Below are 19,466 nucleotides of genomic sequence, written 5' to 3' on the forward strand. Positions count from 1 at the left end.
GACTACTTCTTCCGCGCTTCGAGCGCCTCGATCACCTGCGGCACGATGGTGAACACGTCACCGACGATGCCGAAGTCGGCGACGTCGAAGATCGGCGCCTCGCCGTCCTTGTTGATCGCGACGATGTTCTTCGCGGTCTGCATACCGGCACGGTGCTGGATCGCACCAGAAATTCCGAGTGCGATATACAGCTGCGGCGCCACCGAAACACCGGTCTGACCGACCTGATGCGCGTACGGGATGTACCCGGCATCGACCGCCGCGCGCGAAGCGCCCACCGCAGCGCCGAGCGCGTCGGCCAGCTGTTCGACGAGCACGAACTTCTCCTTCGAGCCGAGCCCGCGGCCGCCAGAGACAACCTTCGCCGCACCCCGCAGATCCGGGCGAGACGACGCCACCTCGACGACCTCGACCGCACCGGCAGTTGCCGCAGCAGCACCGGACGCCGTGACCTCGAGAGCCTCAACCGTCGGCGAAGCGACAGCCTCGGCGCGAGCATCCACCGCGCCCTGACGGACGGTGATGACCGGCGCACCATACGTCGGCGCCGAATCAACCAGATAGGCACCGCCATAAACCGAATGGTTGGCGACAATGCCCTCGTCATCGCGGGTCACGCCGATCGCATCGATCGACAGGGCGAGCTTCTCGCGCACCGCGAAACGACCCGCGACGTCACGACCGGCGATCGAGTTCGACACCAGCACGGCATCGGGCTGCACACGCTGGAATGCCGCCTGCAGCGCATCAACCACCGGCACGGTGAGCGATCCGGCGTCAGCGTCGGCGGTCAACACGATGGATGCACCAGCAGCGGCCGCGGCATCCACCGCAGCCTGCGAGCCTCCGGCAACCACAGCGACCGGCGAGCCGATCAGGGATGCGGCGCCGATCAGCGCAGCAGTTGAGGTCGCAGCGTCTCCGGCGGGAGTCACATCCACCAGTACGAGGATCGAGTTGTCGGGGTAGCTCATCGTCACACCAGCCTGTTCTGCACGAGGTACTCGACCAGCTTCGCGCCGGCGTCGCCCTCATCGGTGATCTTCACGCCCGCCGCACGCGGGGGCTTCTCGGACACAGTCGTCATGATCGTGCGGGGCGCCGCGGCCGGGTCCGCAGAGACGCCGAGATCATCGAGCGACAGCGTCTCGAGCGGCTTCTTCTTCGCCGCCATGATGCCCTTGAAGTTCGGGAACCGCGCATCCGGCAAAGCCTCGGTGATCGAGATCACGGCCGGGAATGACACCGACACCGGCTGCGTCCCATCGTCGGCGGCACGGGAGCCGTTCACGCCATCGGCGGTGATCTCCACCGCACTTAGCGCGGTCGCCTGTGCGTAGCCGAGGTGCTCGGCGAGCATCGCCGGGATCATCCCGCCGGAACCGTCCGTGGACAGGTTTCCGGTGATGACCAGGTCGGGCTCTGCACGGCGGATAGCCGCGGCCAGCACTTCAGCTGTCAGCCCCAGGTCGGCGCCGGCGAGCTGCTCGTCGACGATGTGCACAGCGGATGCTGCGCCGATCGCGAGCGCGCGACGGATGGATGCTGTGGACGACTCCGGAGCCATGGCGAGAGCGACCACTTCAGTGCCGTCCGCCTTCCCTGCGTAGGAGAGGGCAACCTCAAGCGCACGCTCGGTGATCTCATCCAGGACCACGTCACCTGCCGCACGATCGGCCAGGCCTGTCTCCAGATTCAGCTTGCGATCGCCATAGGTGTCCGGCACCTCTTTGACCAGGACGAAGATCTTCATCGAATGCTCCTCACGACACGGCCGAGTCTAACGGCATCCGGGTCAATGTAGCCAAACTGAGCTGTTCTCTCCATAATGATCCCGCCTGAGCGCGCTGAATGTATACACACTGCACGATTCCGGATGCCCGCGCGGCAACCAGTAGCGTAGAGCTGTGTCCCGATCCCGTCCGCTCCCGATCGACCCGCTCGCTGAGGCGAAGCGCCAGTGGCTGGAGCACGGGTGGACGGATGCCGCAGACGGCATGACTGCCGTCATCTCTGTTATGCGAGCGCAGCAGCTGCTGCTGGCGCGAGTGGATACATCTCTGAGGCCGTTCGGACTCTCGTTCGCGCGATACGAGGTACTGCGACTGCTGGCTTTCAGCCGTTCCGGCATCCTTCCGCTCTCGAGCGTCGTCGCCCGGCTGCAGGTGCACGCGACCAGCGTCACCAGCACGGCGGAACGGCTCGTGCGCGACGGCTTGATCACGCGTGAACCCCATCCGCATGACGGGCGAGCGGCGATGCTCTCTCTCACCGCAGCCGGCCGGGATCTGGCCGAACGAGCAACGGCTGCCCTGAATGAAGAGGTCTTCGCGGCTCCCGGGATGACCCCTGCAGATGCCGCCGACCTCGTCGCCATCGTCGCTCGGCTGCGCCGCGATGCGGGCGACTTCACCGACCCGCGTCCGCAGCCTGATCCGCTCTGATGGCGCAGTTCGTGCTCGAGCGCGTCATCCGCACGGCGCCCGCCAATGTGTTCGCGGCCTCCCTCGACCCGGCCCTGCATGTCGAATCGATGGCACAGTACGGCGAGACGATGGTCGCGGGTCCTGCGGTCGGCGTTTTCACTGAGGGCTCGACGGTGACCTGGCGCGCACGCCATTTCGGAGTGCCGTTTCACCTCAGCACTGTTGTGTTCGATATCGATGAGCCACACCGCTTCTGCGATCGGCAGACGAAGGGGCCGTTCGGAGACTTTCAGCACGAGCATGTTTTTCAGGAGCATCCGGACGGCACGCTGATGCGGGACACTGTCGCGTTCCGCTCACCGTTCGGCCCAATCGGCGCGCTTGTCGACCGCCTGTTCTTGCGTGAGTACATGCGCCGTTTGATCGACGAGCGCAATGATGCGCTGGCCGCGGCTTTGGAAGGCTGACGCCCGCTACACCTGCGCGGCGGGAAATCTAACGGTTTCGGAACTGTGGGGTCCTCTTCTCCAGGAACGCCGCCATGCCCTCTTTTTGATCTGCCGTGTCGAAGAGTTCGGCGAACGCCTGCTTCTCGACGGCGAGACCGTCAGCGAGAGTGGTCTCCATAGCGGCATCCAGCGTCGCCTTCGCCGCATAAAGCGACGGCAGTCCCTTCGACGCGATCGTCGTGGACAGCTTCTCTGCTTCGTCGAGCAGATCGGATGCCACAACCACCCGCGACACGAGACCCGCACGCTCCGCTTCCTCAGCTCCCATCATCCGTCCGGAGAGGATCAGCTCGGCTGCCTTGTAATAGCCGATCGCCCGGATGAGACGCTGCGTCCCGCCCATCCCGGGGATCACGCCGAGATTGATCTCCGGCTGGCCGAACTTCGCGGTATCGGCGGCGAGGATGATGTCGCACGTCATGGCCAGTTCGCACCCGCCGCCCAGCGCGAAGCCACTCACGGCGGCGATCACCGGCGTGCGGACTGCGGCGAAGTCGTTCCAGCTTCCGAAGTGGTCCGTCTCGCGCATCTCGGCACCCGACATCGCCTGCATCTCTTTGATGTCGGCACCCGCGGCGAATGCCTTCTCCGAACCGGTCACGACGATAGCGCCCACGCCGTCATCCGCATCGAAGGCCTGGGCGGCCGCGGTCATCTCCTTCGCCACCTGAGAGTTCAGGGCGTTCAGCGCCTGCGGACGGTTCAGGGTGATCCATCCAACACGGCCGCGCTGGGTGACCAGGATCGTCTCGTACTCGGTCATAGTGTCCTCTCCATCGGGGTCACTTCAGTATGTCTCCTCAGCAGTCCGTGCATCCGTCGGCGACACCTGTCAGTGGTTTCCACGGATGCCAGCCAGAATCGGCGGAATCGACTGACAGGTGTGCCTTTCGGCTGACATGCGTAGCCGGGCGCAGCGAAGTCACACGTTCCCGTCGCGGATGTCGGTGATGATGCCGGAGAAGTCACGCCCCGCGCCATCGCCGGCAGCGAACGCCGCGTAGATCTGTTGGGCGAGCATGCCCATCCGGGCATCCGTTCCCGTTCCCTCGATCGCCTGCAACGCCAATCCGAGGTCCTTCGCCATCAGCGCACCAGCGAATCCGGGCTGGTAGTCGCGGTTCGCGGGGCTCGTCGGCACCGGCCCCGGCACCGGACAGTTCGTCGTCAGCGCCCAGCACTGCCCTGAGGCGTTGGCTGCCACATCGAACAGCGCCTGGGGCTCGAGGCCGAGCCGCTCGCCGAGCACGAATGCCTCAGCCACCGCGATCTGCGACACCGCGAGGATCATGTTGTTGCACACCTTCGCCGCCTGCCCGAGCCCTGGCCCACCACAGTGCACAATGCGCTTGCCCATCGCCTCGAGCAGCGGCAGAGCCGCATCGAAGTCCTCTGACGAGCCTCCGACCATGAACGCGAGGGTGCCGTTCTCCGCTCCGACGACGCCGCCGGATACCGGGGCATCCACGCTGCGATGCCCGGCATCCACCGCCAACGCGTGAGCGGTCTGCGCTTCGTCCACGGCGATCGTCGACGATTCGATGAACAGCGTGCCCGGCTTTGCTGCAGCCAGCAGCCCGCCCAGATACGCGTCGATCACGTGCTTGCCTGCCGGGAACATCGTGATCACGACATCAACGTCGGCCACGGCATCCACCACACTGGGCGCGATTGGGATTCCCGCCGCCTGCGCTGCCTCGATTGCCGCAGGAACGAGGTCGAAGCCGTGCACGTCGTGGCCAGCCCTCACCAGATTGACGGCCATCGGCAGCCCCATGTGCCCGAGGCCCAAGAACGCGATGCGACTCATGATCCGCTCCTCATCGACGCGGATCCTGCCGGTCGGAGCATCTCGCGCCCGACAATGAGCCGCATGATTTCGTTGGTTCCCTCGAGGATCTGGTGCACTCGCAGGTCGCGCACAACCTTCTCGATTCCGTAGTCCTGGAGGTACCCATAGCCGCCGTGCAGCTGAAGGGCACGGTTTGCGATGTCGAATGCGGCATCGGTTGCGAATCGCTTCGCCATCGCACAGCGCATCGTGGCATCCGGCGCGTGGTCGTCGACCGCCTGAGCGCCGTCACGAACCATCAGCCGCGCTGCTTGCAGCTCTGTGCGCATGTCGGCGACCGTGAAGAGGATCGACTGTTTCTCGGCCAACGGATCACCGAAGGCGACACGCTCCTGCGCGTACTGCACCGCGCGATCGAGCGCCCACTGCGCCCCGCCCAGCGAACAGGCTGCGATGTTCAGTCGGCCGCCGTTGAGCGCTGACATCGCGATGGCGAACCCCTGGCCCTCGTCGCCGAGCATCGCGGATGCCGGCACCCGCACACCATCGAGGATGACCTGCCTGGTGGGCTGCGCGTGCCACCCCATCTTTTTCTCGAGTGCGCCGAAACTCAGCCCCGGGGAATCGGCGGGGACGAGAAAAGCGCTGATGCCGCGGGCGCCTGAGGATGCTTCCCCGGTGCGCGCCATGACCACGTACACACCGGCTTCACCGGCGCCGGAGATGAACTGCTTCACCCCGGTGATTTCGTACTCATCGCCGTCGCGCCGAGCGCTCGTGGTGATCGCGGCGGCGTCGGATCCCGCGCCCGGCTCCGTGAGGCAGTAGCTGCCGAATTCGGCCATCTCAACCAAGTTCGGAAGCCATCGCGCGCGCTGAGCGTCATCGCCATAGGTGTCGATGATCCAGGCGACCATGTTGTGGATCGAAATGTATGCCGCGAGCGTCGGGTCACCCTGGGCGAGTTCTTCGAAGATCGCCACGGTATCGACCCGCCCGAGGCCGGTGCCGCCAGATTCCTCGCGCACATAGATGCCGCCGAGCCCGAGCTCTCCGCCGCGGTGCAGCGCCTCGCGCGGGAAGATGTGCTTCTCGTCGCGTTCGGTCGCAAACGGCGCGAGTTCGGTATCGGCGTACTCACGGACGGCGCTCAGGATCGCTTCGCGCTCTTCGACTGTGGTGGGTGATGTGGTTGTCGTCATGTCGGCATCCTGGGTCAGTGCATGGTCGGGATGACGAAGCTGGCGCCCTCGCGGATCCCCGCGGAGGGCCAGCGGCTCGTCACCGTCTTGGTCTTCGTGTAAAAGCGGAACGCATCGGTGCCGTGCTGATTCAGGTCACCGAAACCGGACCTCTTCCATCCGCCGAAGGTGAAGTAGGCGATCGGCACCGGAATCGGCACGTTGACTCCGACCATCCCGACGTTCACGCGTGCGGTGAAGTCGCGGGCGGCGTCGCCGTCGCGGGTGAAGATCGCCACGCCGTTTCCGAATTCGTGATCGGATGCCATCGCCAGCGCCTCTTCGTAGTCCGTAGCGCGCGCGATCACGAGAACCGGTCCGAAAACCTCTTCACGGTAGATCGCCATGTCGGTTGTGACGTGGTCGAACAGGGTCGGACCGAGGTAGAAACCTTGTTCATGCCCGGGTACGGTGAGGCCGCGTCCGTCTGCGAGCAGCGTTGCGCCCTCATCGACTCCCTGCTGGATGTACCCCTCGATACGCTCCACCGCAGAACGCGCGATCAGGGGCCCGTAGTCAACATCTTCCGCAAGCGACGGGCCTACGCGCAGTTCACGTACCCGTTCAGCGAGCTTCGCGGCCAGTGCATCCGCGGTCTCCTCGCCGACCGGCACAGCGACCGAGATCGCCATGCAGCGCTCCCCTGCCGAGCCGTAGCCGGCTCCGATCAGGGCATCCGCGACCTGGTCGAGGTCAGCATCCGGCATGACGATCATGTGGTTCTTGGCACCACCGAAGCACTGCGCGCGCTTGCCGTGCGCCGTTGCCGTCGTGTAGATGTGCTCGGCGATCGGGGTCGAGCCGACGAAGCCGATGGCCTGCACGCGCGGATCCGTCAACAGGGTGTCAACGGCCTCTTTATCACCGTGCACGACGTTGAAGATGCCAGCGGGAAGACCAGCCTCGACGAACAACGCGGCAAGACGCACCGGAACCGAGGGATCACGCTCACTGGGTTTGAGGATGAAGGCGTTCCCCGCCGCGAGCGCGGGCCCTGCCTTCCACAGCGGGATCATTGCCGGGAAGTTGAACGGTGTGATGCCGGCGACCACTCCGAGTGGCTGACGCATGGAATATACGTCGATCCCGGTACCGGCGGCCGTGGAGTACTCCCCCTTGAGCAGATGCGGCGCGCCGGCGGAGAACTCGATCACTTCAAGGCCGCGCTGGATGTCTCCCTTCGCATCGTCAAAGGTTTTGCCGTGTTCGCTGGACAACAGCCGCGCCAGCTCATCCATATCGCGGTGGACAAGTTCGAGGAAGCGCAACAGCACCCGAGCGCGCTTCTGCGGATTGGTCGCTGCCCACGCCGGCTGCGCAGCTTCGGCGTTCGCGATCACCTCGCGCACCTCGTCGGCCGAGGCCAGCGGCACCTGTGCCTGCACCTCGCCCGAGCTTGGGTCGTAGACGTCGTTGAAGCGGCCAGCATCCGGGGTGAGGAGCGATCCGCCAACAAAATGTGGAATGGTACGAATCATTGTGTGATGTCCCTTCGTGCCTTCATTGGCACGATGTTCATATTACGCGGATCTCCTGAGATTTACTAGGGAGCCCTTGCATCTGCGATGCGGGGTCACAGGTAGTCATCGGGGTGCAACTGGCGCACACCACGCGAGTGCACGACGAACTGGGTGCGCAGGGGAATCTCCATCTCGGCCGCTGCTTCTGCCATCGCTCGCGCCCAGGAGCGATCGACGTCGACCACCGCGCTGGGACCGCGACGCTCCCAGGCGAGGATCACGCTGGTGTTTCCGGTCGCCTCCAGCATGAGCCCTGCCCGATTCATGAGCAGATAGGCGTTGGTGACAGCGCCGAGGTCGTCGAGTTCGACGACGGCGTTCGGGTCTACGGGGTAGTCGCTCATCGGCATGAACGGATCTCCGAGGCATCCGCGATCATCCATGAACATCAACCACATCTGCCGTTGATTCGCGCGCTGCAGCAGGAGCTCCAGAACATCGCGCAGGTCATCATCACTGTCGAGGACTCGATCTTTGAGGTGCGGGGTTGTATTTGTCATGCCCCCGATGATGACTGTTCTGCGCGGAGGACGAGCCCGGAATTCCGCGGCCTGTGCACAGATGGCCACGATCCGACGACTGTGCATAACAAGTCGCCGCCCTTTCGTTGAGTGCTGTTCACCATCCGGACATGTGCGCCGATTACAACTGCAGATGTGCGGAAGGTTCAGACCGGATCGGGTAGTCATAAACGTCCCGCACAACGGTGAGCACAGCTCCCGCCGCGGTCATCAGACCGCGAAAGGACCCCCGCCGAATCGGGTCGGCGGGGGTCTTCCCTTTCGAATCGCTCAAAGTGCTCCGTTCGACGCCGAATGGAGCACTTTGAGCGATTCGAACGGCGGGTTCAGCCCCGGCTACCGGGCTGCTGCCGCCGCTGCCGCAGCAGCAGCCAACAGCGTCGGCACCCCGACCTCCAGCGTCGGTCCGAAGGTGTCACCGGGACGCTCGCCGTCCAGCCAGCGCGTGTAGATGGCCTCGCAGAACACGGCGGCCTTCCACAGCGCGAGCACCTCGTACCAAGACAGCGCCGAGACGTCCGCGCCGGTGCGGGCGACGTACCGCCCGACCAGCTCCGCTCGTCGCGGATACCCCTCCCCGCGGGTCACGGTCGTCAGCTCGAGCGGTGTGGGCGCGGCATCCGGGCTGGCATACGTCGCAACGAGATAGCCGAGGTCGGCGAGCGGGTCACCGAGCGTCGCCATCTCCCAGTCCAGGATCGCCTGCACCTCCGCCGGCCCCGACCCCCGGAACATCAGGTTCCCGATGCGGTAGTCGCCATGCACGACGGATGCCCGCGCCGAGACCGGCAGGTTGTCCCGCAGCCACTCGGCGATGCGGTCCACCTCGGGAAGTGTCCGCCGCGACGCCTTCGGCCACAGAGATGCGAAGCGCTCCACCTGCCGGCCAAGATACCCGTCCGGGCGGCCAAGCCCGGCCAGATCGCCCGCGCTGACATCGAGCGCGTGGAGCCCGGCGAGCGCGTCGACGGCCGCGAAGGGAAGCGCCGTACGACCCTCATCAGTGTCGAGGTGCGTCGGCATCAGATCGGTGACGACCTCTCCGTCGAGATGCTCCATGACGTAGAACGGCACACCCAGCACGCTCTCGTCATCGCACACGTCGACGATCGTCGGCACGGGCACCCCGTCTGCGGCGAGTAACCTCTGGACCCGCGCCTCGCGCAGCATGTCGTGCGTTGACGGCGGGAGCGGGGGCCGCGGACCCCGGCGCAGCACGAGCCTGCGGCCGGCAAGCTCGAGCAAGAAGGTCACGTTCGAGTGCCCCTCGCCGATCCGGGCCCAGCGGATCTCGCCCCCACCGATTCCGGCCAGCCCCAGCCCGACCGAGGCGAGACGCTCGCCGAGCGGTTCGAGCACGAGCAGCGGGGGCCGATCCAGCAGGGCCGCTTCATCCCACGTGCGTACCACCTCGAGGTCGGTGGCGTTCATGGTGCACCTCCGACGATGTCACGGCGGGGTTCCCCGGCATCCACAGCCCGCTGCCGAGCCTTCGCGGCCCGTCGTGCAATCGCCCAGCGATGCGTCTCGCTCGACCCGTCGTAGATCCGGAACGGCCGCACCTCGTTGAGGTACTGGATCAGCGGCAGGCCGGAGCTCACTCCGTCGCCGCCGCACAGCTGGACTGCACGATCGATCACCCGGAACACCGCCTCCGAGCAGTGCACCTTCGCGATCGATGACAGCGCGGCACCGGCACGCGGATCGTCGTCGAGCACCCGCGCGGCACGGTCGATGATCGCGGCGGACGTCTCGATGTCAATCGTGCTGTCCGCGATCATCGCCTGCGCAACGCCGAGGTCAGCGAGCTGCGCTCCGAAGAGTGAGCGACCGTTGGCACGGTCGAGGCTGATGTCGAACGCCCGCCGCGCCAGCCCCAGCCAGCGCATGCAGTGCGTGAGACGTGCGGGCCCGAGCCGCACCTGCGCGTAGCGGAAGCCCGCGCCGGGTGTGCCGAGCACGTCGGCGTCGGGCACGAACACATCACGGAAGACGACATGCGGATGCCCGCCGGCGATCGCCGCCTCGATCGTGCGGATGCCGGGACCGATGCGCACGCCGTCAGCCGAGAGCGGCGTCAGCAGCATCGTCGCCCCGGCCGGATGCTCGCCGTCCGCGGCCGTGCGCGCCATCACGATCGCGAAGCTCGCGCCCTCGGCCCCGGAGATGAACCGTTTCTCACCGCTGATCCTCCAGCCGCCGTCGACGCGCTCGGCGACGGTGGCCAGGGCATCCGGGTCGGACCCGGCGCCGGGGTGCGGCTCCGTCATCGCGAACGACGAACGGACACTGCCGTCCACCAGCGGGCGCAGGTACCGCTCTTTCTGGTCGTCGGTGGCGACGACTTCGAGCAGTCGCATGTTGCCCTCATCGGGCGCCATGCAGTTGAGAACAGCTGGTCCGATCAGCGAGTATCCAGCCTCCTGGAACACCGGCGACCATTCGGGCAGCGACAACCCGAGACCGCCATACTCGCGCGGCGCGTGCGGCGCGTACACCCCAGCGGCCTGCGCCTGGGCGCGCAGGCCCTGCAGCGCGGCACCCGACAGCGTCTCGCCCCAGCCGGGTTCGGCGGGGATGACGACGCCCCGGACGAAGGCGCGCGTGCGCGCAACCAGGTCCTTCATGCCGTCCCTCCGGCGTTCAGCAGTCCGCCGTCGAGGTTGAGAACCTGCCCGGTGACCCACCCCGAGCCGTCGACGCAGAGATAGGCGACGGCATCCGCCACGTCTTCCGGCGTGCCGAGTCTGCCCATCGGATAGTCGGCGGCGATCTCGCCCTCGCGTCCCTCGTACAGCGCGCGGGCGAACCGCGTCTTCACGACCGCAGGTGCCACCGCGTTCACCCGGATGCGCGGTGCGAGCTCGACCGACAGCGTGCGGGTGAGGTGACTGACGGCCGCCTTGGTCACGCCGTACCAGCCGATGCCGGGAGAGGGCACCTCACCGGTGACGGAGGAGACGTTGACGACAACGCCGGCGTTCGGCTGCGCGCCGAGGCCGGCACCCACCGCCTCCTGCGTCCAGGCGAGAGTGCCGATGACGTTGACCTCGAGCACCTTGCGCGCCGCATCGAGGTCGAGGCCGGCGAGCGTGCCGTAGACCGGATTGATACCGGCGTTGTTGATGAGGATGTCGAGGCGGCCGAACTCAGTCGCGATCCGTTCGAACACCTCGGCGCGGTGCACCGGATCGTCGGCAGCCCCGGCGACGCCGATCGCGCGGTCTCCGAGACCGTCGACGGCTTCGGCCAACTGCTCCTCGCGGCGGGCAGTCAGGCACACCGAGGCGCCGTCCGCGATCAGGCGCTGCGCAATAGCCAGCCCGATCCCCCTACTGGCGCCGGTGACCAGCGCCGTGCGCCCGGTCAGCGGTCCATCGACGTGCGTCATGAAGATCTCCCTTGATCAACTCGATTTCTCTAATCTTCATTAAACTTCTCTCCTTGCGCAAGCTGTTCCTGATTGGATTACTCGGGCTTGACTCCTAAAATTTTGAATGCATAATAAAAACTGTGACCGCGACGACGCGGAGAAGGAGAGACGGCGATGGCGCTGACACGAGACCTATACGACGACGACCACGAAGAGTTCCGCAACATCGTGCGCGAGTTCGTCGAGCGCAACGCCAAGCCCAATGCCGAGCGCTGGGATGCCGAGGGCGTCGTCGACCGCGAACTGTTCACCGCGGCAGCCGAAGCCGGCATTCTCGGGTTCTCGATCGATGAGGTGTACGGCGGCGGCGGCACCGACGACTTCCGATTCAACGCGATCATGGCCGAGGAGCTGGCGAGCAACCCGGTCTCAAGCGGCATGGCCGGCATCGCCCTGTCGAACGACATCACCATCCCCTACTTCACCGACCTCACGAATGACGAGCAGAAGCAGCGCTGGCTGCCCGGCATCGCCGCGGGCGAGCTCATCACCGCGATCGCGATGACTGAACCCGGCACCGGCAGCGACCTCGCCGGCATCCGCACCACCGCCGTGCGCGATGGCGACGACTACATCGTCAATGGCTCGAAGATCTTCATCTCCAACGGCCAGAACGCCGATCTGATCGCCACGGCCGTGCGCACCTCGCCCGACCCGCACAAGGGCCTCAGCCTGATCGTCATCGAGCGCGGCATGGCCGGGTTCTCACGCGGCAAGAACCTCGACAAGGTCGGCCTGCACGCACAGGACACCAGCGAGCTCATCTTCGAGGACGTACGGGTACCGGCATCCAATCTGCTCGGCGAAGAGGGCGCGGGCTTTCTCGGCCTCATGAAGAACCTGCCTCAGGAGCGTCTTTCGATCGCTGCGGGAGCTGTGGCATCCAGCGAGGGCGTGCTCGCCCGCACCCTCGACTACGTGCGCGACCGCACCGCCTTCGGAAAGCCGATCGGCTCGTTCCAGAACACCCGATTCGAACTGGCCGAGATGGTCACCGCGACGCAGGCCAGCCGCTCGTACGTCGACCAGGCGATCAAGCAGCACAATGAGGGTGCACTGTCGGCGGCGGATGCCTCGGCGGCGAAGTTCTGGACCACCGAGCAGTACGTCGACATCGTGAACCGCTGCCTGCAGCTGCACGGCGGATACGGCTACATGCAGGAGTACCGCATCGCCCAGGACTACCTCGATGCGCGAATCACCACCATCTACGGAGGAACGACAGAGATCATGAAGGAGATCGTCGGTCGGGACCTCGGCCTTTAGTCATCCCCGCATAGGAGCAGGAGAAGGAACATGACAGACGCGTACATCTACGACGCCGTGCGCACGCCCCGTGGCAAGAACCGCGGTGGCGCCCTGCACGGCACCAAGCCTGTCGACCTCGTCGTCACGCTGATCGACGCGATCCGCGACCGCAACCCGGAGTTCGACACGAGCAGGGTCGACGACATCGTGCTCGGCGTCGTCTCTCCGGTCGGCGAGCAGGGCGGCGACATCGCCCGCACCGCCGCACTTGTGGCGGAGCTGCCCGAGACCGTCGCCGGCGTGCAGATCAACCGGTTCTGCGCCTCAGGCCTGGAGGCCGTGAACCTTGCAGCCCAGAAGGTCGCCTCAGGATACGAGGACCTCGTGCTCGCCGGCGGCGTCGAGTCGATGTCGCGGGTGCCGATCGGATCGGACGGCGGCGCCTACGCGCAGGATCCGACCACCGCCTACGACAACTACTTCGTGCCGCAGGGCATCGGCGCCGACCTCATCGCCACGATCGAGGGCTTCAGCCGCGAGGACGTCGATGCCTTCGCCGCCCGCTCGCAGCAGCGCGCCGAGACCGCGTGGCAGGAGGGGCGCTTCGACAAGTCGATCGTGCCGGTGAAAGACTTCAACGGCGTCGTGCTGCTCGACACCGACGAGCACCGCCGTCCGGAGTCGACCGTCGAATCGCTCGGAAAGCTGCCCGCGAGCTTCGCCACTGCCGGCGCACAGGCCGGCTTCGACGCCGTGGCCCTGCAGAAGTACCACGCCGTCGAGCGCATCGAGCACGTGCACGGCCCCGGCAACTCGTCGGGGATCGTGGATGGCGCGGCTCTCATGCTCATCGGATCGGGTGAGGCCGGAAAAGCCGCAGGGCTGAAGCCCCGCGCCCGCATCGTCGCCACGGCCGTCATCGGCTCCGAGCCGACCATCATGCTCACCGGCCCCACTCCGGCGACACAGAAGGCCCTGGACCGCGCCGGAATGACGGTGGACGACATCGACCTGTTCGAGCTGAACGAGGCATTCGCGGCCGTCGTCATGAAATGGCAGAAGGATCTCGGCATCCCGGACGACAAGGTCAACGTCAACGGCGGCGCCATCGCGCTCGGCCACCCGCTGGGCGCGACCGGCGCGATGATCCTTGGCACCCTGCTCGACGAGCTCGAGCGACGGGACCTCAAGCGCGGCCTCGCCACGCTCTGCGTCGGCGCCGGCATGGGAATCGCCACCATCATCGAGCGGGTCTGAGACGAAAGGTCTGAGAAGAATCATGAGCATTGCAGAGAACGTCGCAGCAACCACTGACGTGTACACCGGCTACGCCTGGGATCTGGATACCGACGGCATCGTCACCGTCACGATGGATGACCCGAACGCCGCGGTCAACACCATGAACCCGCATTTCGTCGCATCCCTCGAGGCGACCGTTGGCCGACTGGAGGCCGAACGCGAGAACATCGCCGGCGTCATCCTCGCCTCGGCTAAGAAGAGTTGGTTCGCCGGCGGAGACCTGAACCTGCTGCGCGCGGCGGATCCCGCGAAGGCAACGGAGGAGACCGCGCACATCGATCACGTGAAGGCGCTGCTGCGCCGGATCGAGCAACTGGGCAAGCCGGTCGTCGCCGCCCTCAACGGGACCGCGCTCGGCGGCGGCCTCGAGGTCGCCCTCGCCGCGCACCACCGCATCGCGGCTTCCGACGCCCGCGGCGCCCAGTTCGGCCTCCCCGAGGTCTCGCTGGGCCTGCTTCCCGGCGGCGGCGGTGTGACCCGCACCGTGCGGATGCTGGGACTTCAGAAGGCCCTGCAGGAGGTCATCCTCCCCGCAACCCGCTTCCGCGCCGATGACGCTCTCGCCGTGGGGATCATCGACGAGGTCGCTCCGCTCGCGGAGCTGGACACCCGCGCCCGCGCCTGGATCGCCGCGAACCCCGCACCGGTCAAGCCCTGGGACGAGAAGGGCTTCCGCCTCCCGGGCGGCGCCCCGACCTCCCCAGGCGTCGCCGCGCTCCTCCCGGGGATGCCGGCCCTGCTGCGCAAGCAGCTCAAGGGCGCTCCGATGCCCGCACCTCGCGCGGCGATGGCTGCGGCCGTCGAGGGCGCCTACGTCGACTTCGACACGGCATCCCGCGTCGAGACGCGGTACCTGGTGAGCCTCACCCACGGTCAGGTCGCGAAGAACATGATCAAGGCGTTCTTCTTCGACCTGCAGGAGATCAACTCCGGCGGCAGCCGCCCTTCGACAGGCTCAGGGAACGGAGAGGCGAACGGCGAGCCGTTCCCGAAGTTCACCGCCACGAAGGTGGGCGTCGTCGGCGCGGGCATGATGGGCGCCGGCATCGCCTACGTCTCGGCGAAGGCCGGGATCGAGGTCGTACTCAAGGATGTTTCCACCGAGGCCGCTGAGACGGGCAAGGACTACTCGCGCCAGCTCGAGGAGAAGGCGCTCGCGCGTGGCAAGACCACGCCGGAGAAGTCCGAGGCACTGCTGGCGCGGATCCACCCGACCGACGATGCCGCCGACTTCGACGGCGTCGACTTCGTCATCGAGGCGGTGTTCGAGTCGGTGCCGGTGAAGCAGGGCGTCTTCCAGGAGATCGAGGATGTGGTGAAGCCGGATGCTGTGCTCGGATCCAACACGTCGACGCTGCCGATCACCGAGCTCAGCGAGGGTGTGAAGCGGCGCGAAGACTTCATCGGCATCCACTTCTTCTCCCCCGTCGACAAGATGCCGCTCGTGGAGATCGTGCGCGGCGAGAACACCGGCGACGAGGTGCTCGCGAAGACGTTCGACTACGTGCAGCAGATCCGCAAGACGCCGATCGTCGTCAACGACTCCCGCGGATTCTTCACCTCGCGGGTCATCGGCAAGTTCATCGCCGAAGCGGTCGCCGCGGTCGGCGAGGGCGTGGAGCCGGCTTCCGTCGAGCAGGCGGCTCTCCAGGCCGGATACCCGGCGGGCGCCCTGCAGCTGTTGGACGAGCTGACGATCTCGCTGTCGCAGAAGATCCGGCAGGAGACCCGCGCGGCCGTCGAGGCCGAAGGCGGTGTATGGGTCGAGCATCCCTCCGAGGCGATCATGGACTGGATTGTCGACGAACAGAAGCGCCCGGGCCGCAGGGCCGGAGGCGGATTCTACGACTACTCCTCCGAGGGCAAGCGGGGCGGCATCTGGCCCGGTCTGCGCGAAAAGTACGACTCGGGACGCACGGTGCTGCCGCTTGTGGATCTGCAGGAGCGGATGCTGTTCGCCGAAGCTCTTGACACCATCGACTGCCTTGACAACAACGTGCTCACCTCGGTCGCCGACGCCAACATCGGCTCGATCTACGGCATCGGCTTCCCCGCTTGGACCGGTGGTGTACTGCAGTACGTGAACCAGTACGAAGGCGGGCTGGCGGGCTTCGTCGCCCGCGCCCGCGAACTGGCAGCCGCCTATGGCGAGCGCTTCGCACCGCCCGCGTCACTCATCGCCCGCGCGGAGTCCGGGGAGGAGTACCGATGAGCGAGACGCGGACCGTGCCCAGCCTGCGCACCCCGTTCACCGAGGCGCTCGGCATCGAGCATCCGGTCGTCCAGGGCGGCATGATGTGGGTCGGCCGTGCCGAGCTCGCCGCGGCCGTCTCGGAGGCCGGCGGTCTCGGGATGATCACCGCGCTCACGCAGCCGACGCCGGCCGATCTCGTGAAGGAGATCGAGCGGGCACGCACGCTGACTGACAAGCCGTTCGGGGTGAATCTGACGATCCTGCCCTCGATCAACCCTCCACCCTACGACGAGTACCGGCGAGCGATCATCGATGCGGGCATCACGATCGTGGAGACCGCGGGCTCCAGCCCCGAACCACACATGGACATCTTCAACGCCGCAGGCGTCAAGGTCATCCACAAGTGCACCTCGGTGCGCCACGCTCTCAAGGCACAGGCGGTCGGCGTGGCCGCGGTCTCGATCGACGGCTTCGAGTGCGCCGGCCATCCGGGAGAGGACGACGTCCCCGGACTCGTACTGATCCCGGCTGCGGCCGATGCGCTGGAGATCCCGTTCATCGCCTCCGGCGGTTTCGCGGACGGGCGAGGTCTCGCCGCCGCTCTCAGCCTCGGCGCACACGGTGTGAACATGGGCTCGCGCTTCATGAGCACGATCGAGTCCCCGATCGCGCAGGCCGTGAAGGAGCGGATCGTCGAGGCGTCAGAGCTCGACACGAACCTCATCTTCCGGAGCCTGCGCAACACCGCGCGGGTCGCGAAGAACGCCATCTCCGACGAGGTCGTGCAGATCCTCGCCGATGGCGGGCAGTTCCCCGACGTGCAGCCACTCGTCGCCGGCACCCGCGGACGCAAGGTCTTCGAGGATGGAGACCTGGATGCCGGAATTTGGACTGTCGGTCAGGTCCAGGGCATCATCCGGGACATTCCGAGCGCGGGAGATGTGGTGCGTCGCACCGTCGCACAGGCGCACCGGGTCCTCACCGAACGTCTGGCGATGTTCGGTTGACACTTCCACCCCGTCCGTATGGTGCTCGGCGCCATGCGGACGGGTATTCTCACGGCTGGGCGAAGGTCCCGAAGCGGACCATATCCTGCGCACTCCGGACGAGGTCGTCCAGCGATCGCGTCCGGGGGTTCCACCACTCCACCGCCCAGTTCATGGAACCGAGCAGCAGCAGCCGGAAGACATTGATGTCGAGTCCGTCGCGCAGCTCACCAGCATCCTGCGCGGCGAGGAAGAGCTCGCGCCAGTAGCGGCTGTACGCCCCCTCCTCCGCAGCCGGGCGCACGCGCAGATGCTCCGGAACCTGTCCGGCGTTGCGCACGGAAGCGGTCGTGTAGTCGGAGATCTGCAGCTCGTAGCGCAGGTGGGCGTCGACGCCAGCAAGGATGCGGTCGCACGCAGTAGCGTCATCAGGGAGCGCCTCGAGCGTCTCCTCGACGTGCACGCGCACACGGTGAGCCCCCGCCCACATGACCTCCTCGACGAGCTCGTCGCGTGAGGAGAAATAGTAGTAGATCGCAGGCGCCTGGACGCCGGCCGCCTCGGCGACGTCGGTGAGCCGCGTGCCGGCATAGCCTTTGCGGCTGAGCACCTGAGCTGCGGCATCCAGAATCCGCTGGCGGGTACGCGCCGACTTCGATGTCTGCTCCATCGTCATTCGATCATTCTAACCGTCATTCGAAAAGTGTCGCCGCCTCTTGCCCTGCGAACACAACGCCGCTAACGTGAATCTTGATTAACTTTTTCTCAATGAAGAGCAAGAGGTGCCCAACATGACCACCACCCGTGAAGAAACGTCCACCGGACTCGTCACCCGCGATCCGCGCGATGAGCGTGTGATCGCCGAGTACGCCCTCGAAGACGACACCCGCGTCGTCGAGCGCGTCCGCATCGCCCGCGAGGCCGCCGCCTGGTGGTCGCACCAGGGCTTCGACGGTCGCAAGCGCACACTGCTCGCTTGGAAGGGTGCGATCGCCCGCGGCGCCCAGGATCTCGCCGCGATCATCTCTCGCGAGACCGGCAAACCATCCGGCGACGCCCTGCTCGAGGTAATGCTCACGCTCAGCCACCTCGACTGGGCCGCCAAGAACGCCCACCGCGTACTCAAGCCGCGTCGAGTCAAGGCCGGAATCATCAACTACAACCAGAAGGCCACGCTGCGTTACGAACCGCACGGCGTCGTCGGCGTCATCGGCCCGTGGAACTACCCGCTCTACACGCCGATGGGATCGATCTCGTACGCACTCGCCGCCGGGAACGCCATCGTGTTCAAACCCAGCGAGCTCACCCCGGGCACCGCTCGCTGGATCGAAGCCCGCTGGAACGAGGTCGCCGACCGCCCCGTGCTGCAGGTGACCACCGGCGATCGCACCACGGGCGCCGCACTCGTGCGCGCCGGCGTCGACAAGGTCGCCTTCACAGGATCCACGGCGAGCGCGAAGCGCGTCATGGCCGCATGCGCCGAGACACTCACCCCACTGGTCGCGGAGTGCGGCGGCAAGGATGCCCTGATCGTCGCGGCAGATGCCGACCTCGACTCCGCCGCGGACTTCATCGTCTTCGGCGGCCTGGGCAACGCCGGCCAGACCTGCGTCGGCGTCGAGCGCGTCTACGCGGTGCGTTCGGTCCGTGACGCGCTGGTCGAGAAGGTCGTCGAGCGCGCCAAGCGCCTGCGCCTGGACGGAGAGGACCCGTCTTACGGCCCACTCACCCTCGCCTCACAGTCCGAGGTCATCGCCGATCACGTGGCGGATGCCGTCGCCAAGGGCGGCCGCGCGGTGCTCGGAGGTCCGGAGTCTGTCGGCGGCCGCCGCGTCGCCCCCATCGTCCTCGTCGACGTACCGGAGGAGTCGGATGCCGTGCGCTGCGAGACCTTCGGGCCGACGATTGTGATCAACGCCGTCGCCGACCTCGACGAGGCCATCACCCTCGCGAACGCGACGGATTTCGGCCTCGGAGCCGCGATCTTCACGAAGAGTGCGAAGACCGGCGAGGCCGTTGCCGCGCGACTGAAGTCCGGCGTCGTCACGATCAACTCCGTCCTCGGCTTCGCCTCGATCCCCGCGCTCCCTTTCGGCGGCGTGAAGGGTTCGGGCTTCGGTCGCATCCACGGCGCCGATGGCCTCCGCGAGTTCAGCGTGCCGAAGTCGGTCGCCCGCCAGACCGGCAAAGCGGCTCTCAACCTGCTGACGATGGAGCGCAGCGACCGCGACATGCACCTCGTGGCGAAGATGATCCCCATGCTGCACGGACGCAGCCGCTGAGCTTCGCGTTCACAA

General features: G+C 66.6%; 18 protein-coding genes. 7 read left to right on the top strand and 11 right to left on the bottom strand.

The features are described 5' to 3' along the window. Positions 1-2 precede the first annotated feature (2 nt). Positions 3-974, bottom strand: a complete 972-nt coding sequence (locus ACSU1L_RS06140; protein WP_438254090.1) for an electron transfer flavoprotein subunit alpha/FixB family protein — start codon at positions 972-974, stop codon at positions 3-5. A gap of 2 nt (positions 975-976) precedes the next feature. Beyond that, positions 977-1,753, bottom strand: coding sequence for an electron transfer flavoprotein subunit beta/FixA family protein (locus ACSU1L_RS06145; protein WP_438254089.1), 777 nt, complete (start codon positions 1,751-1,753; stop codon positions 977-979). A 154-nt stretch (positions 1,754-1,907) separates the two neighbouring features. Here ACSU1L_RS06145 and ACSU1L_RS06150 point away from each other — a divergent pair, with 154 nt between their 5' ends. Together ACSU1L_RS06150 and ACSU1L_RS06155 are read left to right on the top strand one after the other, a co-directional pair. Further along, complete coding sequence (locus ACSU1L_RS06150; protein ID WP_439255077.1) at positions 1,908-2,444, top strand: MarR family winged helix-turn-helix transcriptional regulator; 537 nt, start codon at positions 1,908-1,910, stop codon at positions 2,442-2,444. After that, positions 2,444-2,893, top strand: a complete 450-nt coding sequence (locus ACSU1L_RS06155; RefSeq protein WP_439255078.1) for an SRPBCC family protein — start codon at positions 2,444-2,446, stop codon at positions 2,891-2,893. The genes ACSU1L_RS06150 and ACSU1L_RS06155 overlap by 1 nt, the downstream gene beginning before the upstream one ends. Before the next feature lie 28 nt (positions 2,894-2,921). Here the strand turns inward: ACSU1L_RS06155 and ACSU1L_RS06160 are convergent, their stop codons facing one another. The 8 genes from ACSU1L_RS06160 to ACSU1L_RS06195 all read right to left on the bottom strand — a co-directional run bounded on the left by ACSU1L_RS06160 (position 2,922) and on the right by ACSU1L_RS06195 (position 11,400). After that, on the bottom strand, positions 2,922-3,698 hold the full coding sequence (locus ACSU1L_RS06160; RefSeq protein ID WP_439255079.1) for an enoyl-CoA hydratase-related protein: 777 nt from the start codon (positions 3,696-3,698) through the stop codon (positions 2,922-2,924). 159 nt (positions 3,699-3,857) lie between these two features. Further along, a complete protein-coding gene (gene mmsB, locus ACSU1L_RS06165) occupies positions 3,858-4,745 on the bottom strand; it encodes a 3-hydroxyisobutyrate dehydrogenase (protein ID WP_439255080.1) in 888 nt (295 codons plus the stop codon). Next, positions 4,742-5,929: an acyl-CoA dehydrogenase family protein gene (locus tag ACSU1L_RS06170; RefSeq protein ID WP_439255081.1), complete on the bottom strand. Its 1,188-nt coding sequence runs from the start codon at positions 5,927-5,929 to the stop codon at positions 4,742-4,744. The genes mmsB and ACSU1L_RS06170 overlap by 4 nt, the downstream gene beginning before the upstream one ends. Positions 5,930-5,943: 14 nt before the next feature. After that, positions 5,944-7,446: a CoA-acylating methylmalonate-semialdehyde dehydrogenase gene (locus tag ACSU1L_RS06175; RefSeq protein WP_439255082.1), complete on the bottom strand. Its 1,503-nt coding sequence runs from the start codon at positions 7,444-7,446 to the stop codon at positions 5,944-5,946. Positions 7,447-7,541: 95 nt separating this feature from the next. Next, positions 7,542-7,988, bottom strand: coding sequence for a hypothetical protein (locus ACSU1L_RS06180; protein ID WP_439255083.1), 447 nt, complete (start codon positions 7,986-7,988; stop codon positions 7,542-7,544). Positions 7,989-8,345: 357 nt separating this feature from the next. Beyond that, on the bottom strand, positions 8,346-9,440 hold the full coding sequence (locus ACSU1L_RS06185; protein WP_439255084.1) for a phosphotransferase family protein: 1,095 nt from the start codon (positions 9,438-9,440) through the stop codon (positions 8,346-8,348). Further along, a complete protein-coding gene (locus ACSU1L_RS06190) occupies positions 9,437-10,636 on the bottom strand; it encodes an acyl-CoA dehydrogenase family protein (protein ID WP_439255085.1) in 1,200 nt (399 codons plus the stop codon). The genes ACSU1L_RS06185 and ACSU1L_RS06190 overlap by 4 nt, the downstream gene beginning before the upstream one ends. Then, a complete protein-coding gene (locus tag ACSU1L_RS06195) occupies positions 10,633-11,400 on the bottom strand; it encodes an SDR family oxidoreductase (protein ID WP_439255086.1) in 768 nt (255 codons plus the stop codon). The genes ACSU1L_RS06190 and ACSU1L_RS06195 overlap by 4 nt, the downstream gene beginning before the upstream one ends. A 156-nt stretch (positions 11,401-11,556) precedes the next feature. Between ACSU1L_RS06195 and ACSU1L_RS06200 the strand changes: the two genes are divergently transcribed. From ACSU1L_RS06200 to ACSU1L_RS06215, 4 genes are read left to right on the top strand one after another with little or no spacing between them, the layout of a single operon-like run. Further along, the gene (locus ACSU1L_RS06200; protein WP_439255087.1) at positions 11,557-12,708 is read left to right on the top strand and encodes an acyl-CoA dehydrogenase family protein; all 1,152 of its coding nucleotides are present in this window, start codon (positions 11,557-11,559) and stop codon (positions 12,706-12,708) included. A gap of 30 nt (positions 12,709-12,738) precedes the next feature. After that, the gene (locus ACSU1L_RS06205) at positions 12,739-13,947 is read left to right on the top strand and encodes an acetyl-CoA C-acetyltransferase (protein ID WP_438254013.1); all 1,209 of its coding nucleotides are present in this window, start codon (positions 12,739-12,741) and stop codon (positions 13,945-13,947) included. 22 nt (positions 13,948-13,969) lie between these two features. After that, positions 13,970-16,201 (top strand): 3-hydroxyacyl-CoA dehydrogenase NAD-binding domain-containing protein, encoded by a 2,232-nt coding sequence (locus tag ACSU1L_RS06210; protein ID WP_439255088.1) that lies wholly within the window; start codon positions 13,970-13,972, stop codon positions 16,199-16,201. Continuing rightward, on the top strand, positions 16,198-17,190 hold the full coding sequence (locus ACSU1L_RS06215; RefSeq protein WP_439255089.1) for an NAD(P)H-dependent flavin oxidoreductase: 993 nt from the start codon (positions 16,198-16,200) through the stop codon (positions 17,188-17,190). Before ACSU1L_RS06210 ends, ACSU1L_RS06215 begins: the two co-directional genes overlap by 4 nt. Before the next feature lie 49 nt (positions 17,191-17,239). Here the strand turns inward: ACSU1L_RS06215 and ACSU1L_RS06220 are convergent, their stop codons facing one another. After that, positions 17,240-17,845, bottom strand: a complete 606-nt coding sequence (locus ACSU1L_RS06220) for a TetR/AcrR family transcriptional regulator (RefSeq protein WP_438254008.1) — start codon at positions 17,843-17,845, stop codon at positions 17,240-17,242. A gap of 115 nt (positions 17,846-17,960) precedes the next feature. Between ACSU1L_RS06220 and ACSU1L_RS06225 the strand changes: the two genes are divergently transcribed. Then, the gene (locus ACSU1L_RS06225) at positions 17,961-19,451 is read left to right on the top strand and encodes an aldehyde dehydrogenase family protein (RefSeq protein WP_439255090.1); all 1,491 of its coding nucleotides are present in this window, start codon (positions 17,961-17,963) and stop codon (positions 19,449-19,451) included. The last annotated feature ends 15 nt before the right edge of the window (positions 19,452-19,466 follow it).

This window comes from Microbacterium sp. A94 (assembly GCF_051842855.1).
Classification (GTDB): Bacteria; Actinomycetota; Actinomycetes; order Actinomycetales; family Microbacteriaceae; genus Microbacterium.